Below are 17,490 nucleotides of genomic sequence, written 5' to 3'. Positions count from 1 at the left end.
GCTTACCTCAAGGTTTCCAGTGCGTCGCGCAATTTGCGCACCGCGCGGAAGATGGCCTGCTTGCACTGGCCGGTATTCATACCCAGGGTTTCGGCGATCCGCTCCAGCGGTTCGCCTTCCCAATGACGCAGGACGAAAGCGGCGCGCTCGGACGGACTCAGGCGCTGCATCTGGCGGTCGATGCGCAGGCCGATCTGCACGCCGGAGGCGCGCGCCTCCGGATCCGGCGCGTCGTCGGGCAGCGCGGCCAGGAAATCCGCCCCTTCCTCGTCCTCCGGATGGGCGGCGGGGCCGTCCTGGCGATGGCGGGCGTCGCGGCGCAGTTGCTCCAGCGCCGCGTTCACCGCGATCCGGTGCAGCCAGGTCGAGAACGCGGCGCGGCCGTCGTAGCCGGCCAGGCCGCGCCAGGCCTTGTAGAACGCCTCCTGCACCGCGTCCTCGGCCAACGCGGCGTCGCGGGTGATGCGGAAGCACAACTGGAACAGCGGCCGCGCGTGCGCGTCCACCAGCCCGCGGAACGCGCGCTCGTCGCCGGCGCGTGCGCGTGCCACCGCCGATTGCGCTGCGCTGTCCAAGGGTGGGTCGCCGCCGTCCATCCCCTTAGGATGCACCCACCCCGCGATCGGTTAGCCCGGATGTGCGGGCGCCGTCCCCCGGCCTAGAACCGGTAGCGGATCTTGGCCAGCAGCTGGTCGGCGTCGCGCAGCCCCAGGGCGTCGTCGAACAGGGCGCCGCCGCCGATCCAGTCGCGCTCCTGACGCCGGTAGCCGCCGCGCGAATAGGCCAGGAACACGTCCGACTGCGGCCCCAGCAGATAGCGGTAGCGCAGCTGCAGGCCGAAGTTGTTGACGTCGAAGTCCGGCAGCGCCTGGCCGCTGGCGGCCATCCGGCCCGAAGGCTGCAGCCGGTAGCGTTGGCCGCGGCTGCCGCGCACCGCCACCCACTCCGACTTCAGGCGCAGCTCGTGGCGCTGGCCCGGGAACCAGCTCAGACCGAGGCTGGCGAAGTCGCCACGGCGCGCGTAGCGGCCGAAATTGCGCCCGCCTTCCCAGATCAGCCAGTCCTCGCCGCGGTCCGGGCCGAACTCGAACGAGGCGTTGAAGGCGTCGCTGGGATACCAGTTGGCGCTGAGCACCACTTCCTGGGTCGGGCGCGCGCTCAGCCCGCGCGGCGACAGTTCGATCGAGGCGCCCAGCGACCAGTCGCCGTAGCGGCGGCTGCTGTAGCCGACCTCGGCGTCGTAGCGGCCCGAGCGCCGCCACAGTCCGTTGCCGCGCGAGATCAGGTCGTCCGCGCCGTCGCTGATCAGGCTGGCCTCAAGGTAAATCAGGTCGCCGTTGCGGAAGTTGAGGTTGCCGCCCAGCAGCAGATAGGTCGGCAGACGGTCGCCGCGGTCGTTGCTGCGCGCCTGCAGTTCGGCCGACCAGCGCGCGCTGCCGAGTTTCGAGGCCGCATCCTCGATCCGGTGCAGATACACCGCGGTCGCCTCCATTTCGTTGAGGCTGGCGCGGCGCTGGAAACCGAGGTCGTTGAAGTCGAGCCGGTCGCCGAAGTGGGTGAGCTCCAACTCGTAGCGCCAGCGGTTCGACGGCGTCCAATTGATGCGCAGCCAGGCGCCGCTGTCGTCGCTGCTGCGTCCGGCCTGGTCGATGAAACTGGCCAGGGCCTGGGCGTTGACGATCAATCGGTCGTTCGGTTTCCAGCTCAGATCCAGCGCCTGCACCTGCGCCTCGCGATCGCGATGGGGCCGTTGCACCAGGCTGCCCAACCAACCCAGGTTCAGCCCCGGGCGCAGCGGGTACTGCAAGCGCGCCGCATAGAAATCGCGACCGGCCTCGCCGTCCTCGCTGGCCGCGAGCAGGCCGTAGCCCAGCGCGCCGACCGAACCGTTGAGCTTGAGCGCGGCGTCGATGTCGCTGGCGCCGGAGCCGTCGTCGGCGTCGCCGCCGATGCGGCGGGTGTGGATCAGGCGTCCCGCGTCGGGCGTGGTCAGATCGAAGATGCTCTGGTTCTCGGTGAAGAACGGGCGGCGGTCGCTGTAGAAGGTCTCGACCGCGTCGAAGTTGATCACCAGATCGTCGGACTCGACCTGGCCGAAATCCGGATTGACGGTGGCGCTGAGCTGGAAGATCGGCGAAGGCTTCCAGAACACATCGACGCCGGCGTTGTAGCGGGTGCGGCCGTCGATCAGGTCGTGGTGGGCGGTCAGGTAAGGCCAGAAGTGCAGCAAAGGCTTGCGGTACTGGGCGATTTCGATCGGCTCGAAGCCGGACACGAAACGCCCGCGCGAGGTCGCCACCGCCGGCGTGGCCTGGCGCTCGCCGTTGCTGCCCAGGGTGCGGCTGAAGTAGACGTTGATCTTGCGCGTGGCGGCGTCGGCGCCGCGCATGGTCGCCACCGACCACGGGATCAGCAATTCGGCCTGCCAGCCGGTGGCGGTCTCGCTCACCGCCCAGGACCAGTCGGTGTCCCAGTCCAGGTTCAGTACGTTCTCGTTGACGACCACGCCGTCCTGCACCGAGCCGGCGCGGTCGACGCTGAAGCTGTAGGCGGTGCGACCGTCGCCGTCGAAATCGATGCTGACGTTGACGCGATCGGCGGCGCGGTCCTGGTCGCGTTCCAGCCGCGGTTTGACCCGCGCGAACGCGCTGGACTGCTCCAGCTCGAACGCCACCGCGATGCCCTCCGGCGTGGACAGCAGGCGCGCCGTGGTGCCCGCGCCGGCGGGCGGCGCTTCCAAGCGGTAGGGCTCGGTGACCTTGAAGTCCTGATACGCGCGCGCCTGCTGCCACTGCGCCTCGTCGACCTTGCCGTCGATCGCGATGGCCGCCTGCGCGCCGCCGGCGAACATCATCGGCAATACCCATCCACCGCATGCCCAGGCATGCGTGCTGCGCTTACTCGTTGTCATCTCAATCCCGGTGCGTTGCGTCTACAGGATTGGATGGGATGCGGCGGCGGTGGTTAGCCGGGTTTCGCCCCGGCGCAACAGGCCTGCGCCGAGCCGTGAACGGCCAGGCGCAGGCGACGACGCGGATTACTGGACCAAGCCGCGGTTCTGTTGCTGGCCCTGCTGCCAACCCTGCTGGGTCGGCGTGGCCACATTCGCGATCTCCTGGCTGTTCTGCTGCAGGGTGCGGTTGAGCAGGTTCTGCTCGGGATGGAGCACCACGTCGCGCGCGCCGCTGAAGCCATGATCGCGCACCGCATACAGATTGCCTTCGTGACTCACCACCCGCGAGATGTCGGGCATGTGATTCTGCTTGGCGAACAAGGCCACCGACGAGGCCAGCACTTCCTGCTGCTGCGGCGCAAGCGCCTTGTACTCGGCTTGCACGCATTTGAGCGCGTTGTTGAACAGCGGATGATCCGGATGGCGCTGGTCGTTGAGCAGGATCGCCTGCGGCTGCTGCGGCGCGCCCAACGGCAGGCCGCCGAAGCCGCCTTCCTGCAGGCTGCCGATGCCGCCGTAGGTCTGGCGCATGGTGCTGCGGATCTGATCGCGCATGCTGGGGGACAGCGTCAGCTGATCCTCACGGTAGTCGCCGGGCATGGGCTTGATCTCGACCTTGTCGCGGTACTGGCCGTGCCGATCCAGTTCCCACTCGTGACCGCTGTTGGCGCTGCGGCCGACCAATCGCAGATTGCTGGTTTCGTTGTAGGCGTCCGCCGCATGGGCCTTGGTGATGCCGCCGTCCGGCGCGTACTTCATCATCTCCTTGGACAGGATCTCGAACGGCACCCGATGGTCGATGTCGAGGGCGTCGCGGGTCAGCAGCTGGCCGGAAGCGTCGCATTTGAACAGGTGCACGTCGCTGATCTTGCCGGTGGTCGGGCTCTTGATCTGCACCGTGGTCGCATAGGCCTGTTCCAGCTGCGCCTCGTACCACTTGCCGGCGACGCGGGCATCGAAGCTCAGACCCTTGCGCCCCTCATCGGCCGACCACGGCGTTTCCATGGTGGTCTTGTGGCGTCGCGCCAGATCGCGGTCTTCGTCGAACGCGGGATGGTTGACGTTGGTGTCGAAACCCAGGCGCTCGTCGACCCACTTCTGCCATTGCGGCGAGTTCGGCCCGTGGGTGGCGTAGATCAGGTCCGCGCTGTCGCGGGCGCGGTTCACCACCGCCGGCAGCATGCGCAGGTTGCCGACGTCGTTGTAGGCGTAGTGGGCATCGGCCTGATTATCGACGCCCTTGTTGACGCAGTGCTGCTTCCACGGCGTGACGTGATCGATGTCCAACGCGTCGATGCTGTGCCAGGTATCGGTGGTGGCGTTGTGGAACAGCGCGACCCGGCCCTGGTCGGTTTCGACCGGCTGCGCATACATGTTCTTGAACGCCCAGTCGTTGCGCATGTACTCGACGGTGGAGTCGTAGAAGGCCAGCGATTCGCGCGTGTCCTGACTGGTCCAGGGCGTGGTCTGCAGGCGACCGCCGTGCTGGGTCGGCTTCAGGTCCTCCCAGCTGACCAGGGTGACGTGTTGTCCGCTTTGCAGGGTGACGTCTTCGAAAGGCATGGTTGGGCTCCTTGGCGGTGACGCATCGGCGTCCTTGGCGGGCGGGCGGCGGGCGGACCCGTCAGTAAGTCATCGGTTGCTGCTGGCCCTGCCCTGGCGCGGGCGCCTTGGCCGGCGTGGGCAGCTTGTCGATAACGGAAGTGTTCTGCTCCACGGTGCGGCTGGCGGCCAGGTCGGCCCCCGCCGACGCGATCAGACGCCCGGGCGAATTGGGGTTCTGCACCACGAACAACTTGCCCTCGCTATAGGCCACCTGATCGATCGCGGTCATCTGGTTGGCCTTGGCCACCCAGGCCAGCGACGAGGCCGCGTTCTCCTGCTGGGTCGGGCCGAGCTTCGCGCCCGGCCCCGCCTGCAGGCACTTCAGCGCCTGCGCGAACAGCGGATGATCGGGATGGCGCGGGTCGTTCATCAGCGGCGCGGCCGCGACGGCCGCCGCGAACGCGGACACCGGGGGCTGCGTCTGCGCGCTGGGCTGCGGCGCGCCGAACGGCGCGCCGCCGAGGCCCGTCGCCGCTGCGGCCACCGTCGGCGACGCGGCGAACGAGGGCGTGGACGACAAGGGATTGAACACCGGCGTCGAGGGCGTGGACGACAAGGGGTTGAACGCGGGCGTCGAGAGCGACGGGCTCGCGGCCGCGGCCGACGCGGCCAGCGGCGGCGCCGCGTTCGAACGCGATTCGCTGCCCAGCCGCATCGGCGCGACTTCGTCGTCGATGAAATCGTCGAACTCGCCGGACAACTCCGGGTCTTCGTCGTCGCGGTAGTTGCCGAACTGGTCCAGCTCCCACTCGTGCGAACTGTTGGCGCTGCGCGAGACCAGGCGCAGGTTGCTGGTCTCGTTGAACGCGTCCAGCGCGTTGGCCTTGGTCGCCACGCCGCCCTCGGCGTACTTCACCATCTCCTTGGCCAGGATCTCGAACGGCACCTCATGGTCGATGTCGAGGGCGTCGCGCGTGCATAGCTGGCCGGACGCCGCGCAATGGAACAACGGCACCGCGGTGACCTTGCCGGTGGTCGGGCTGGTCATCTCGACGCTGCCGGCGTAGCTCTCCTTGAGTTGGTGGTCGAACCATTTGTCGAGCACGCGGGTGTCGAAGCTGAGGCCTTTGCGGCCCTCGCTGGAATCCCAATCCCGGCCGGTGGTGGCGACGGTGCGCCGCGCCAGGTCGCTCTCGGCGTCGTAGGCCGGATGGGCCGCGTCGGGGTCGAAGGCGAAATGCTTCTTGACCCAGGCCTTGGTCTGCGGGGAGTCGTTGCCGTGCTCCTCCAGCATGGTCTCGAAACTTTCGCGCGCGCGATTGACCGGCGACGGCAGCAGGCGCAGGTTGCCGACGTCGTTGTAGGCGCGGTTGGCGTCGGCGTAGTTGTCGACCTTGAGCGCGGTGAGATGCTCCTTCCACTTGCGCGCGTGATCGATGTCCAGCGCGTCGGCCGAATGCCAGGTATCGGTGGCGGCGTTGTGAAACAGCAGCAGATGCTTGCCGTCCTTCGACGCTTTGGTGGGCGACATGTGCTCGATCGCCCAGTCGTTGCGCATGTAGTCGATGGTCGACTCGTAGAAGCCCACGCCCTTGCGCGGATGGCTGGGGTTCCAGGCCTTGGCCTGCAGATCGTCGCCGTGCTGGGTCGGCGCCTCGTCTTCCCACTTCACCAAGGTGACCCGGCCGCCGCCGTGCAACTGGGTCGGAATGAACTCGTGCGCCATGCTGCCTCTCCCTGTCGATGAAACCGACTTCCGTGATGACTGGCGGATCGACGACCGGCGCTCGTCCCCAGGCGCCGGCCTTGCCCCGGCCGGATCGAGCTCACGGCGGGCACGGCGGCGAGGATACCGCTACTCGCCACCTCCATGACACTTTTAATCCACACATACCGTGGACATAAACGACGAGCGGTCGTGCCGGAACGCGGCCCGGTCGGCAGCGCCGAACCGCAGCCATGGCCCAGCCACGCTCGGCGGGTAAACGGCCCCAGCGGCGACGGCCGGCCAGAGCGGGCGGCGGCGCGGGCGCCCGCCGCCGGCCTTGTCCCTTGCTTAGCTTGCCCCTTGCTTAGAAGGAGTCGGCGGGCACGCGCACCCAGCCTTCCATCAGCACGCGCGCGCTGCGGCTCATCGAGGCCTTGGTCACGGCCCACTCGCCGTCGACCTGACGCGCTTCCACGCCCACGCGCAGGGTCCCGGAAGGATGGCCGAAGCGCACCGCGGCGCGGTCGTTGCCGCCGCCCGCGGCCAGGTTCACCACGGTGCCGGGCACCGAGGCGGCGGTGGCGATCGCGACCGCGGCCGTGCCCATCATCGCGTGGTGCAGCTTGCCCATCGACAGCGCGCGCGCGAGCAGGTCGATGTCGGCGGCGGCGATACGCTTACCGCCGGACGAGGTGTAGTCCTGCGGCGGCGCGACGAACGCGACCTTGGGCGTGTGCTGGCGCTGCACCGCGCCGGAGATGTCCGCAATCAGGCCCATGCGCACCGCGCCGTGGGCGCGGATGGTTTCGAACTTGGCCAGCGCGGCGGAATCGCCGTTGATCGCGTCCTGCAGTTCGGCGCCGGTGTAGCCCAGGTCGGTGGCGTTGAGGAAGATGGTCGGCACGCCGGCATTGATCATGGTCGCGCGCAGCGTGCCCACGCCCGGCACCTCCAGTTCGTCGACGATGTTGCCGGTGGGGAACATCGCGCCACCGCCCTCGCCTTCGTCGGCCGGATCCAGGAACTCCAGCTGGATCTCGGCGGCCGGGAAGGTCACGCCATCGAGTTCGAAGTCGCCGGTCTCCTGGACCTGGCCGTTGCTGACCGGCACGTGCGCGATGATGGTCTTGCCGATGTTGGCCTGCCAGATGCGCACGATCGCGATGCCGTCGTGCGGCACGCGCGCGGGATCGATCAGACCGGCGGCGATCGCGAACGGGCCCACCGCGGAACTGAGGTTGCCGCAGTTGCCGCTCCAGTCGACGAAGGACTGCGAGATGCCGACCTGGCCGTAGAGATAATCGACGTCGTGCTCGGGCACCGCCGACTTGGCCAGGATCACGCACTTGCTGGTGCTGGACGTCGCGCCGCCCATGCCGTCGGTGTGCTTGCCGTAGGGATCGGGCGAACCGATCACGCGCAGCAGCAGGGCATCGCGCGCCGCCCCCGGCACCTGGGCCGCGGCGGGCAGATCCTCCAGACGGAAGAACACGCCCTTGCTGGTGCCGCCGCGCATGTAGGTGGCGGGGATGCGGAGCTGGGGGAGGTGCGACATGGGCGATGGCTTCCGTGGATCGGGGGAATGGTTGCGTAAGGATCGCGACCTCGACCGCCGCGGCGGCGAGGTCGGCGATACCGGCCTCAAGCCGCCTGCGCGGACTCGAGGAAATCGTTGGCGAAACGCTGCAACACGCCGCCGGCCTCGTAGATCGAGACTTCCTCGGCGGTGTCCAGGCGGCAGGTCACCGGCACGTCCACGCGCTCGCCGTTGCGACGGTGGATCACCAGGGTCAGGGTCGCGCGCGGGGTGCGCTCGCCGATCACATCAAAGGTCTCGGTGCCGTCGATGCCCAGCGTGTTGCGGTCGGTGCCGGGCAGGAATTCCAGCGGCAGCACGCCCATGCCGATCAGGTTGGTGCGGTGGATGCGCTCGAAGCCCTCGGCGGCGATCGCTTCCACGCCCGCCAGGCGCACGCCCTTGGCCGCCCAGTCGCGCGAGGAGCCCTGACCGTAGTCGGCGCCGGCGACGATGATCAACGGCTGGCGGCGCTCCATATAGGTCTCGATCGCCTCCCACATGCGCGTGACCTCGCCTTCCGGCTCGATCCGCGCCAGCGACCCCTGACGCACCTTGCCGGCCTCGTCGCGCACCATTTCGTTGAGCAGCTTGGGATTGGCGAAGGTCGCGCGCTGCGCGGTGAGGTGGTCCCCGCGATGGGTCGCGTAGGAATTGAAGTCCTCTTCCGGCACGCCCATCTTGGCCAGGTATTCGCCGGCCGCGCTGTCGAGCATGATCGCGTTGGACGGCGAGAGATGGTCGGTGGTGATGTTGTCGCCCAGCACCGCCAGCGGGCGCATGCCGCTGAGCGTGCGTTCGCCGGCCAGCGCGCCTTCCCAATACGGCGGGCGGCGGATGTAGGTGCTCTGCGGGCGCCAGGCGTACAGCGGGTCGATGCTGCCGCCGACGGCGCCGTCGGAGCGGAACATGGGCTCGTAGACCTGGCGGAACTGCTCCGGCTTCACGCTGCTGGCGACGATCGCGTCGATCTCCTCGTCGCTGGGCCAGATGTCCTTGAGCGTGATCGGCTGGCCGTCGGGGTCGTAGCCCAGCGCGTCCTTCTCGATGTCGAAACGCACCGTGCCGGCGATCGCGTAGGCGACCACCAGCGGCGGCGAGGCCAGGAAGGCCTGCTTGGCGTAGGGATGGATGCGGCCGTCGAAATTGCGGTTGCCCGACAGCACCGCGGTCGCGTACAGATCGCGTTCGATCACTTCCTTCTGGATCGCCGGGTCCAGCGCGCCGCTCATGCCGTTGCAGGTGGTGCAGGCGAAGGCGACGATGCCGAAGCCCAACCGCTCCAGTTCGCTCAGCAGGCCGGCCTCTTCCAGGTACAGCTGCACCGCCTTGGAACCGGGCGCGAGCGAGCTTTTCACCCACGGCCGGCGCACCAGGCCGCGCGCGTTGGCGTTGCGCGCGATCAGGCCGGCGGCGATCACGTTGCGTGGGTTGCTGGTGTTGGTGCAGCTGGTGATGGCGGCGATGATCACCGCGCCATCGGGCATCTGGCCCGGCACGTCCTGCCATTGCCCGGCGATGCCGCGTGCGGCCAGCTCGGAGGTCGGCAGCCGCTTGTGCGGGTTGGACGGGCCGGCCATGTTGCGCACCACGGTCGACAGGTCGAACTCGAGCACACGCTCGTATTGCGCGCCGACCAGGGCGTCGGCCCACAGGCCGGTCTGTTTGGCGTAGGTTTCGACCAGCTTGACCTGGGCGTCCTCGCGGCCGGTCAGGCGCAGGTAGTCGATGGTCTTGTCGTCGATGAAGAACATCGCCGCGGTGGCGCCGTACTCGGGCGCCATGTTGGAAATGGTGGCGCGGTCGCCCAGGGTCAGCGCGGACGCGCCTGTACCGTAGAACTCCAGGTAGGCGCCGACCACCTTGGACTGGCGCAGGAACTCGGTCAGCGCCAGCACGATGTCGGTGGCGGTGATGCCGGGCTGCGGTTTGCCGCTCAGGTGCACGCCGACGATCTCGGGCAGGCGCATCCACGACGCGCGGCCCAGCATCACGCTCTCGGCTTCCAGGCCGCCGACGCCGATCGCGATCACGCCCAGCGCGTCCACGTGCGGGGTGTGGCTGTCGGTGCCGACCAGGGTGTCGGGGAAGGCCACGCCGTCGCGCGCATGCACCACCGGCGACATCCGCTCCAGATTGATCTGATGCATGATCCCGTTGCCCGGCGGAATCACATCGACGTTGCGGAACGCGCGCTTGGTCCAGTTGATGAAATGGAAGCGGTCCTCGTTGCGGCGGTCCTCGACGGCGCGGTTCTTGGCGAACGCGTCCTTGTCGAAACCGCCGTGCTCCACCGCCAGCGAGTGGTCGACGATCAGCTGGGTCGGCACCACCGGATTGATCTGCGAGGGGTCGCCGCCGCGCTCGGCGATGGCGTCGCGCAGGCCGGCCAGGTCGACCAGCGCGGTCTGGCCGAGGATGTCGTGGCAGACCACGCGCGCCGGGAACCAGGGGAAGTCCAGGTCGCTGCGGCGCTCGATCAACTGGGTCAGGTAGGCCGCCAGCATCGCCGGCTCGGCGCGCCGCACCAGGTTCTCGGCGTGCACGCGCGTGGTATAGGGCAGGCGATCGTAGGCGCCGGGCGCGATCGCCTCGACCGCGGCGCGTGCGTCGAAATAGTCGAGCGTGGTGCCCGGTAGCGGCTTGCGGTATTCAGTGTTCATGGCTGGCGGCTGGCTTCAATGCGAAAGGGCGGTCTTGCATGTGCCGGCATCGCCATGGCGACGGCGCCACGCACGAACCCAGGCCCGCCACATGCGCGCATGCGGTAACCAGGAAGACGGCGATGCCGAGGCCGGGAGTCGCCGGCAGGGGCGATTATCCCGCAATTGCCGCCGCGCCGGGGCCAGGCGGCGGCAAAGCCGAGCGTTCCGGGCCACGTAAGCGCCGTCGCAAGCCGGGCGAACGCGCGCGCGGCGGCCGATCCGACCGCGCCGATGCCCGTCACCCAAGGCGATCGCGGTTACCACTGGTTTGACCGTCCCCGTCGAAACGGGCAATCCTCGCCCCTCCCTGGCATCGGCCCTGAGATCGATGAATCGCATGTTCCCGGGCACGCGCGCGCTGCGGACCTTCGAGGCGGCGGCCCGGCATCTGAACTTCACCCGCGCCGCCGAGGAAGTGGGCCTCACCCCGGCCGCGGTCAGCCACCAGATCAAGGAACTGGAGGACCAGCTGGACCTGGTGCTGTTCGCGCGCGGCGGCCGCAACCTGCAGCTCACGCCGGCCGGCATGACGCTGTTCGAAGCCGCGGCCTCGGCCCTGGAATCGCTGCAACGCGCGGTCGGTCTCGCACGCGGCATGGCGCGCGGCGCCACCCAGCTGCGTATCTCCCTGAGCGCGCGCTTCGCGACCAACTGGCTGCTGCCGCGCCTGCCGCAGTTCCAGGCCGCGCAGCCGGAGCTGGAACTGAGCTTCGACATCAGCGACACCCTGCGCGATTTCGATGCCGACGACATCGACCTGGCCATCCGCTTCGGTACCGGCCGCGCCGCCGACACCTGCGCCGATCGCCTGTTCGACACCGTGATCGCCCCGGTGTGCAGCCCACGCCTGATCGCCGACGGCGCCAAACTCGAACACCCCAACGACCTGCTGCGGCACACCCTGTACTACGTCGATTGGAAAACCGACGCCATGGTCTGGCCGGACTGGCGGATGTGGATGGCCGCGGCCGGCATCGAGGATTTCGACGACCGCCGCTGCGTCGGCTTCTCCGATTCCAGCCACGTCGTGCAGGCGGTGATCGACGGCGGCGGCATCGGCCTGGCCGACCTGGACATGATCGCCAACGACCTCGCCCAGGGCCGCCTGCAGCGGCTGTTCGACACGGTCGTGCCGGTGGCGCCGGACTACGCCTATCACCTGGTCTACCCGCAGCGCAGTCGCGAAGACCCGCGCATCCGCGCGTTTCGGAGCTGGCTGCTGGAACAGGCGGGCGTGTCGATCTGAGCGCGCCGCCGACGGCCGTGGCCGCCGGCGGTCGTCGACCTCAGTACTTGGCGTCGAACGCGAAGATCGGCTTGCGCGACTTCCACAGGCCCTGAGTGAAGTCCGGGAAGTCCAGAGTCTGATAGCCCTGCGCGATGGACTGCTCCGACAGCGGCGTGATCGCGCTCCAGGCCACCGCGTCGTAGATGTCGATCGGCATCGGCGCTTGGGCCTTGACGGCCTCGACGAAGGCGTGGATCACGAAGTAGTCCATGCCGCCGTGTCCGGCGCCCTCGGCGTCCTTGGCGTACTTGCGCCACAGCGGGTGGTCGTACTGGTCCTGGTAGGTCTTGAACTCTTCCCACTTGTGCGGCGGGCTGCGACCTTCGATGTGGATGGACTGGTTGAGGTCCATCCACAGGCCCTTGGTGCCTTGCACGCGGAAGCCCAGCGAGTACGGGCGCGGCAGCGAGGTGTCGTGCTGCAGCAGGATGGTCTCGCCGTTCTCGCAGGCCAGGGTGGTGGTGACCACGTCGCCGAGCTTGAAACTGGCCTGGGTGCTGGGATGGGTGGTGCCGCCGCTCTTGGCCACGGTGTATTCGTGCAGGCCGCGCGCCTTGGTGGCGAAGCTGTTGATGCGGGTGAAGCGGTTGCCGCGATTGATGCCGGTGTACATCGCGCAGGGGCCGATGCCGTGGCTGGGATAGAGCTCGCCGTTGCGGCGCACCGAATGCTCGGTGCGCCAGCGCGCCTCGGACCAGCCCTTGGGACCGAACTCCACGCCGCTGCCGTAGGGCTGGTCGGGGTCGCCGGAGTTGAACTTCACCGCGCGCAGGTCGTGCTGGTAGCCGCCCTGCAGATGCACCAGCTCGCCGAACAGACCCGCGCGCACCATCTGCAGCGCGGCCATCACGTCGCGGCGGTAGCACACGTTCTCCAACAGCATGTAGGGCGTGCCGGTGCGCAGCTGGGTGCGCAACACCTGCCAGTGATCGTCCAGGGTGACGCCGGCCACGACCTCGCAGCCCACCGCGACCTTGGCCTCCATGGCGTCGATCGCCATCGGCGCATGCCATTCCCAGGGCGTGGCGATGATCACCGCGTCCAGGCCGCGCTGCGCCAGCAGGCGCTTGTAGGCATGCACGTCGCCGTCCTGGCCGTAGGCCTTGGGCGCGGGCTTGCCGGCCTTGGCGGCCATGTCCAGCGCGCGCTGCAGCATGATCGGTTCGATGTCGCACAGCGCCGCCACTTCGACGTCGTCGCGCCGCAGCAGTTCCTTCAGCAGCACCTGACCGCGCATGCCGGTGCCGATCAGGCCCAGGCGGATGCGCCGGTTCGCGGCCCAGGTCGGCGTGTTCGGCAGCAGGGTGCTGGCGCCGATCGCGGCGCTGGCGATGATGAAATCTCTACGGTTCATGCTGTGCTCCTGTGCATCCGCGGCCGGCTCTGCCATCAGCTTGCCACGCGTGGTTCGAATGAAAGCGGGCGGACGGCGCGAAACCGTCCGATCCGCCGAAATAGGTCAAGGTTTCAGGCGCCAACGTTGATAGCCGTTGGCCAGGCAGGTGTATGTGCGCAGGTACGCGCCGCGCACCGCGCCGTTCATGGGGTCCAGGCACTGCCGCGCGCCGACGTTGTAGACCTCGTTGGAGCCGGGGATCGGCAGCCAGCGCTGGCGCGAACCGTTGCCGCAATCGGCCAGCCGCACCTTGCCGTCGGCATCGGCCTGCAGGCACTTGCTGCGCGAACGCATCAGCAGGCGGAAGCCGTCGTCGCGCTCGATCTGCTGGTTGGCGTTGGCGGCGCAATCCCACAATCCGGCCTGAACGCCGCCGGACAAGGTGTCCAGGCAGTAGCCGCTGTGTTCGTTGAGCAGGCGTTGCGGACTGCCCAGGGTGCCGTAGACGTTGGCCGCGGCGGTGCAGTCCTGCTCGGCCGTGCAGGCGGCGCGGGCGATGGTGGCGCAGATGCCATAGGTGGTGGCGGTGCTGGTCACCGGCGCCACGCTGCCCTGCTCCGCGCTGGGCGCATGCAGCACCGCGCTGCTGGCCGGCACGGCCGCGCAGCTCGCGCGCTCCTGGCTGCCTTGCGCGTAGTCCTCAAGAAAGGTGTTGGTGCGGTTGGTCAGCCCGCCCCAGGCTGCGGGCACGTGGATGGTCGCGACCTTGCGCTGGCCGCCGCTGCCGGTGTCGACGATGTAGGCCGCCCAGCGCGCGGGCGCCTCGGCGACGATGCGGATGTCGTAGGTCGCGCGCTGCCGCCAGTCGTAGGTGACCCAGCACTGCACGCCGCTGCCCTCGTGATCGAAGTAGGCGCATTGGGTGCCGGGTTCGGCGGTCCAGCCGGTGGCTTTCCAGATCGAGAAGTTCAAGGCCTTGTTGTGGCCGTCGCGCTGTTGCAGGCCGACGTAGCCGCCGTCGCCGCCCTTGAACCAGAACTGGTGCGCCCAGTAGGTGTAACCGTCCTTGCCGGGCTCGTCGGTGACGGTGGTGGGGAAGTTCATGTCCAGGTAGCCCACATCGGTGGCGGGCCATTGGCGGTCGATGGCAACCATGCCGCCGGCGACCAGGGCGTAGGCGTTGGACGACAGCGAAAGACACAGCAACAGCACGGCATGGCATGGCGGATGGTGCGCATGGAACCCTCCTGGTAAAGACGTGTCGTCGTGGCGTGGTCGCGCACGGCGGCCGCCCCGGTCAGGAGCGGCCGCCGTGCGCTGCGATCAGAACTTGTAGCCCACCGAGAAACTGAAGACCCGACCGAAGTTGTTGGCGTAGCCCGGGAAGGTCATCCAGTCGTTGGGGTCGTAGAACGGATGGCGGTCGAACAGGTTCTTGACGGTGGCACCGACGGTGAGCTTGTCGGTCGGCTTCCAGGTCACGCCCAGGTTGGCCGTCCACCAGGCCGGCGCGCCATCGCACTTGCTCGGCTGCACCGACACGTAGCTGCCGGTGCAGGTCTCTTCGTTGTTGTCCTGCGCGTCGATGCGGTCGTAGGCCCACTTGGTCTTGCCGACGTAGTTGACGTAGAAGCTGGTGTTCCAGTCGCCATAGTTCCAGTCGACGTTGAAGGTCGCGCGCAGACGCGGGTTGTTGTAGTAGCCCACGGTGTTGCCGTACAGCCAGCCCGAATCGTCGCCGGCGTGGTACATGTTGCGGCGCGCGATGGTCGCGGCCACGCCGACGTTCAAACGGCCCCAGTCGCCCAGGTCGAAGCGGCTGCGTGCGTCGATGTCGAAGCCATCGACCAGGGTGCGGCCGCGGTTGCGGTACTGGCCGATGACGCTGGAGATGTTGCCGATGCTGTAGCCCGGCAGCGTGCCCGGACAGGTCACGCCGCTGGCCGGATCGGCGCACATCGCCGCCAGCGCGGCCAGGTTGGCGCGGTCGGCGTCGGTGATGCCGAAGCGCGTCATCGCCAGGATGTCCTCGGGCTTGCTGTAGTCCGGCGCGACGATCTCGTTGCGGCGGTAGATGAACCAGTAGTCGGCCGACACCGACAGCCAGTTGGTCGGCTCGTACACGAAGCCCAGTGTGGCGATCTTGGCCTTCTCCGGCTCCAGGCCCTGGTTGGGCTGGGTCAGACGCGCGACGTTGCGGCTGCAGTCGGAGTTACGCAGCGTGCGGCCCAAGTCCACGTCGCCGGGACGCGCGGACTGCAGCAACAGGTTGGCGATGGCGTTGGTCTCGTTGCAGCGCACCTCGTCGCGGTAACCGCCGATTTGGGCGAACACGCCGCCTTCGCCGGCTTCGGCCAGGCTGGGCGCGCGGAAACCTTCCGAATAGGTGCCGCGCAGCATCAGCTGCTCAAACGCTTGGTACTTCAGGCCGATCTTGGGCGCGAAGTTGGCGTTGAAGTTCGGGTACTTGTCCACGCGCGCGGCCAGTTCCAGCTCCAGCTTGTCGGTGATCGGCGCCACCGCCTCACCGAACACGGCGTAGGTGGTGCGCTTGCCGTCGAACCAGGATCCGCCCTGCTGGGTGATCAGGCCATTGGCCGCGTCGGGGTTGCCAGGCGTGAAGAAGGTCTCGCGGCTGAGGTTGAAGCCGAATGCGGCGCGCACTTCGCCCGCGGGCAGCGCGAACAGCGGCCCCTCGATCTTGCCGTCGAGGGTGTGCAGGCGGGTCCAGGATTCGATGTCGAAGGTCGGGTAGGCCTCGCGCAGCAGCTTGGCGTTGGCCTCGCTGATCTCGCCGAACCTGTAGGCCGGGTTGTCGGAGATGATCACGCGGCCCGTGGCCGGGTCGACGGTGAACGGACCGAAGGCGCGCTCGAAGCCTTCCAGGTTGACGTTGGTGGTCTGATAGGTGACCGAATGCGATCCGGCGGTGGTGAAGGCGCTTTCCCAGTTCCAGTCGCCCAGCGCGCCGCGCAGGCCGAACATGCCGCGGTAGCTCTTGTCGGTGTTGCGCTGGCCGAAGTGGTTGTCGCCCACGTCCTGCAGCAGGTACTGCAGGCCGACCACGCCGCCGTTGATCGCGCGCAGCGCGGGGCTGGCCTTGTTGTAGACGTTGTTGGGGCCGAGGTAGGGATAGAAGAACTGGTTGACGGTGTTGCCGGTGTTGCGCGAGAACCAGCTGGTCGGGTTGCCGGTGGTGGTGCCGAACGCGCGCGGCGTGCCGCCGTTGGCGCGCAGGTCGATGTCGGTGTACGTGGCTTCGGCGAAGGCTTCGGTGGTGTCGCCGATCAGGAAGCGCGCGCTGACATAGGCGGTGGCGCGCTCGGACTGGGCGCCGCCGTCGATCTCGTTGTTCAGCCAGGTCTGCCAGATGCAGCGCGGTCCGGCCGCTTCGACGACGACGTTCTGGCAGCCCGGGGCCGCCTCCTGCGTGCGCCGGCCGGTGACGGGATTGATCGCGAAGTAGCTGCCGGGATTGAACACGCCCGGCGCGCTGCCGCTGCCCAGGCGCAGATTGTTGATGTAGTTCGGGTTGTTGACGTAGAACTGCTCGGGCTTCTTGTCGTACCACTCCGACAGCGGGATCGGGTCGCGCCGGTACAGATTGACCGAGCCGTAGACGTTGTAGCGGTCCTCGTCCAGATCGCCGAAACCGCCGGTGAAGCTGAGCTGGTGCTCGCCGTAGGAATCGAAGCGCGGCGCGAAGTCGGTGGTGAGGTTGATCTCCGCGCCCTGGTACTCGCGGCGGGTGATCACGTTGATCACGCCGGCGACCGCATCGGTGCCGTACACGGCCGAGGCGCCGTCGGTCAGCACTTCCATGCGCTCGATCGCGGCAGCCGGGATCGAGTCGATGTTGACGAACTGGGTCTGGAAGCCCGCCGGCGCACCGTAGTAGGACAGGCGGCGACCGTTCAACAGCACCAGCGTGCCCTGCGCGCCGAGGCCGCGCAGGTTGGCCTGCGAGGCGCCGTCCGAGCCGGTGAACAGCGACTTGGAATCGACCTGTGCCGGGCGCGCCGCGGGCAGGTTGTCGAGCACCTGCAGCAGGGTGCGCGCGCCCATGTTCTCGATGTCCTGCTTGCTGATGACCTGCACCGGCGAGGCGGTTTCGACATCGGTGCGCTTGATGTTGGAGCCGGTGACCTGGATCCGTTCCAGTTCGGTGGCCTTTTCCTTGGCCTCGGCGTCCGGCGCGGCGGTGTCGGCGGTCTGCGCGTAGACCGGGCCGGCGAGCGCGGCGGCCAGAGCGATGGACAGCGCGGTGACGGGGATGCGGCGGTGGCGACAGCGTTGGCTTGAATGCAACATCTTCGGCTCCATTTCGATCGGCGGCGCTGGGCGCTGCGCGGGCGGGTTGGCTTGCGTGAGGCAACAAA

The 17,490-nt window shown here is 68.4% G+C and carries 10 protein-coding genes; 1 reads left to right on the top strand and 9 read right to left on the bottom strand.

All coding sequences use genetic code 11. From position 1 onward, the window contains the following. Positions 1-2 precede the first annotated feature (2 nt). From ASE35_RS08440 to acnD, 6 genes are all read right to left on the bottom strand, one after another. Positions 3-551 (bottom strand): sigma-70 family RNA polymerase sigma factor, encoded by a 549-nt coding sequence (locus tag ASE35_RS08440; RefSeq protein WP_162250647.1) that lies wholly within the window; start codon positions 549-551, stop codon positions 3-5. A 107-nt stretch (positions 552-658) separates the two neighbouring features. Beyond that, the gene (locus ASE35_RS08435; protein ID WP_057163567.1) at positions 659-2,854 is read right to left on the bottom strand and encodes a DUF5916 domain-containing protein; all 2,196 of its coding nucleotides are present in this window, start codon (positions 2,852-2,854) and stop codon (positions 659-661) included. A gap of 183 nt (positions 2,855-3,037) precedes the next feature. Next, positions 3,038-4,516, bottom strand: a complete 1,479-nt coding sequence (locus ASE35_RS08430) for an XVIPCD domain-containing protein (RefSeq protein ID WP_056178133.1) — start codon at positions 4,514-4,516, stop codon at positions 3,038-3,040. 61 nt (positions 4,517-4,577) lie between these two features. Next, positions 4,578-6,224 (bottom strand): XVIPCD domain-containing protein, encoded by a 1,647-nt coding sequence (locus ASE35_RS21155; protein WP_057163566.1) that lies wholly within the window; start codon positions 6,222-6,224, stop codon positions 4,578-4,580. A gap of 346 nt (positions 6,225-6,570) precedes the next feature. Further along, positions 6,571-7,761, bottom strand: coding sequence for a 2-methylaconitate cis-trans isomerase PrpF (gene prpF, locus ASE35_RS08420; RefSeq protein WP_057163565.1), 1,191 nt, complete (start codon positions 7,759-7,761; stop codon positions 6,571-6,573). Between the two features lie 86 nt (positions 7,762-7,847). After that, positions 7,848-10,445 carry a Fe/S-dependent 2-methylisocitrate dehydratase AcnD gene (gene acnD / locus ASE35_RS08415; RefSeq protein WP_057163564.1) on the bottom strand — a complete coding sequence of 866 codons (2,598 nt, stop codon included), beginning with the start codon at positions 10,443-10,445 and terminating at the stop codon, positions 7,848-7,850. A gap of 370 nt (positions 10,446-10,815) precedes the next feature. Between acnD and gcvA the strand changes: the two genes are divergently transcribed. After that, positions 10,816-11,733, top strand: coding sequence for a transcriptional regulator GcvA (gcvA, locus tag ASE35_RS08410; RefSeq protein ID WP_057163563.1), 918 nt, complete (start codon positions 10,816-10,818; stop codon positions 11,731-11,733). A gap of 40 nt (positions 11,734-11,773) precedes the next feature. On the opposite strand, the gene ASE35_RS08405 is transcribed toward gcvA, so the two are convergent. The 3 genes from ASE35_RS08405 to ASE35_RS08395 all read right to left on the bottom strand — a co-directional run bounded on the left by ASE35_RS08405 (position 11,774) and on the right by ASE35_RS08395 (position 17,422). Then, positions 11,774-13,129, bottom strand: a complete 1,356-nt coding sequence (locus tag ASE35_RS08405) for a Gfo/Idh/MocA family oxidoreductase (protein ID WP_057163562.1) — start codon at positions 13,127-13,129, stop codon at positions 11,774-11,776. A gap of 105 nt (positions 13,130-13,234) precedes the next feature. Continuing rightward, positions 13,235-14,323, bottom strand: a complete 1,089-nt coding sequence (locus ASE35_RS08400) for a ricin-type beta-trefoil lectin domain protein (RefSeq protein WP_057163561.1) — start codon at positions 14,321-14,323, stop codon at positions 13,235-13,237. Positions 14,324-14,434: 111 nt separating this feature from the next. Beyond that, the gene (locus ASE35_RS08395) at positions 14,435-17,422 is read right to left on the bottom strand and encodes a TonB-dependent receptor (RefSeq protein ID WP_057163706.1); all 2,988 of its coding nucleotides are present in this window, start codon (positions 17,420-17,422) and stop codon (positions 14,435-14,437) included. Between the last annotated feature and the right edge of the window lie 68 nt (positions 17,423-17,490).

This window comes from Lysobacter sp. Root916 (assembly GCF_001429785.1).
Lineage (GTDB): Bacteria > Pseudomonadota > Gammaproteobacteria > Xanthomonadales > Xanthomonadaceae > Lysobacter.
This window is presented reverse-complemented; position numbering and strand designations above follow the sequence as displayed.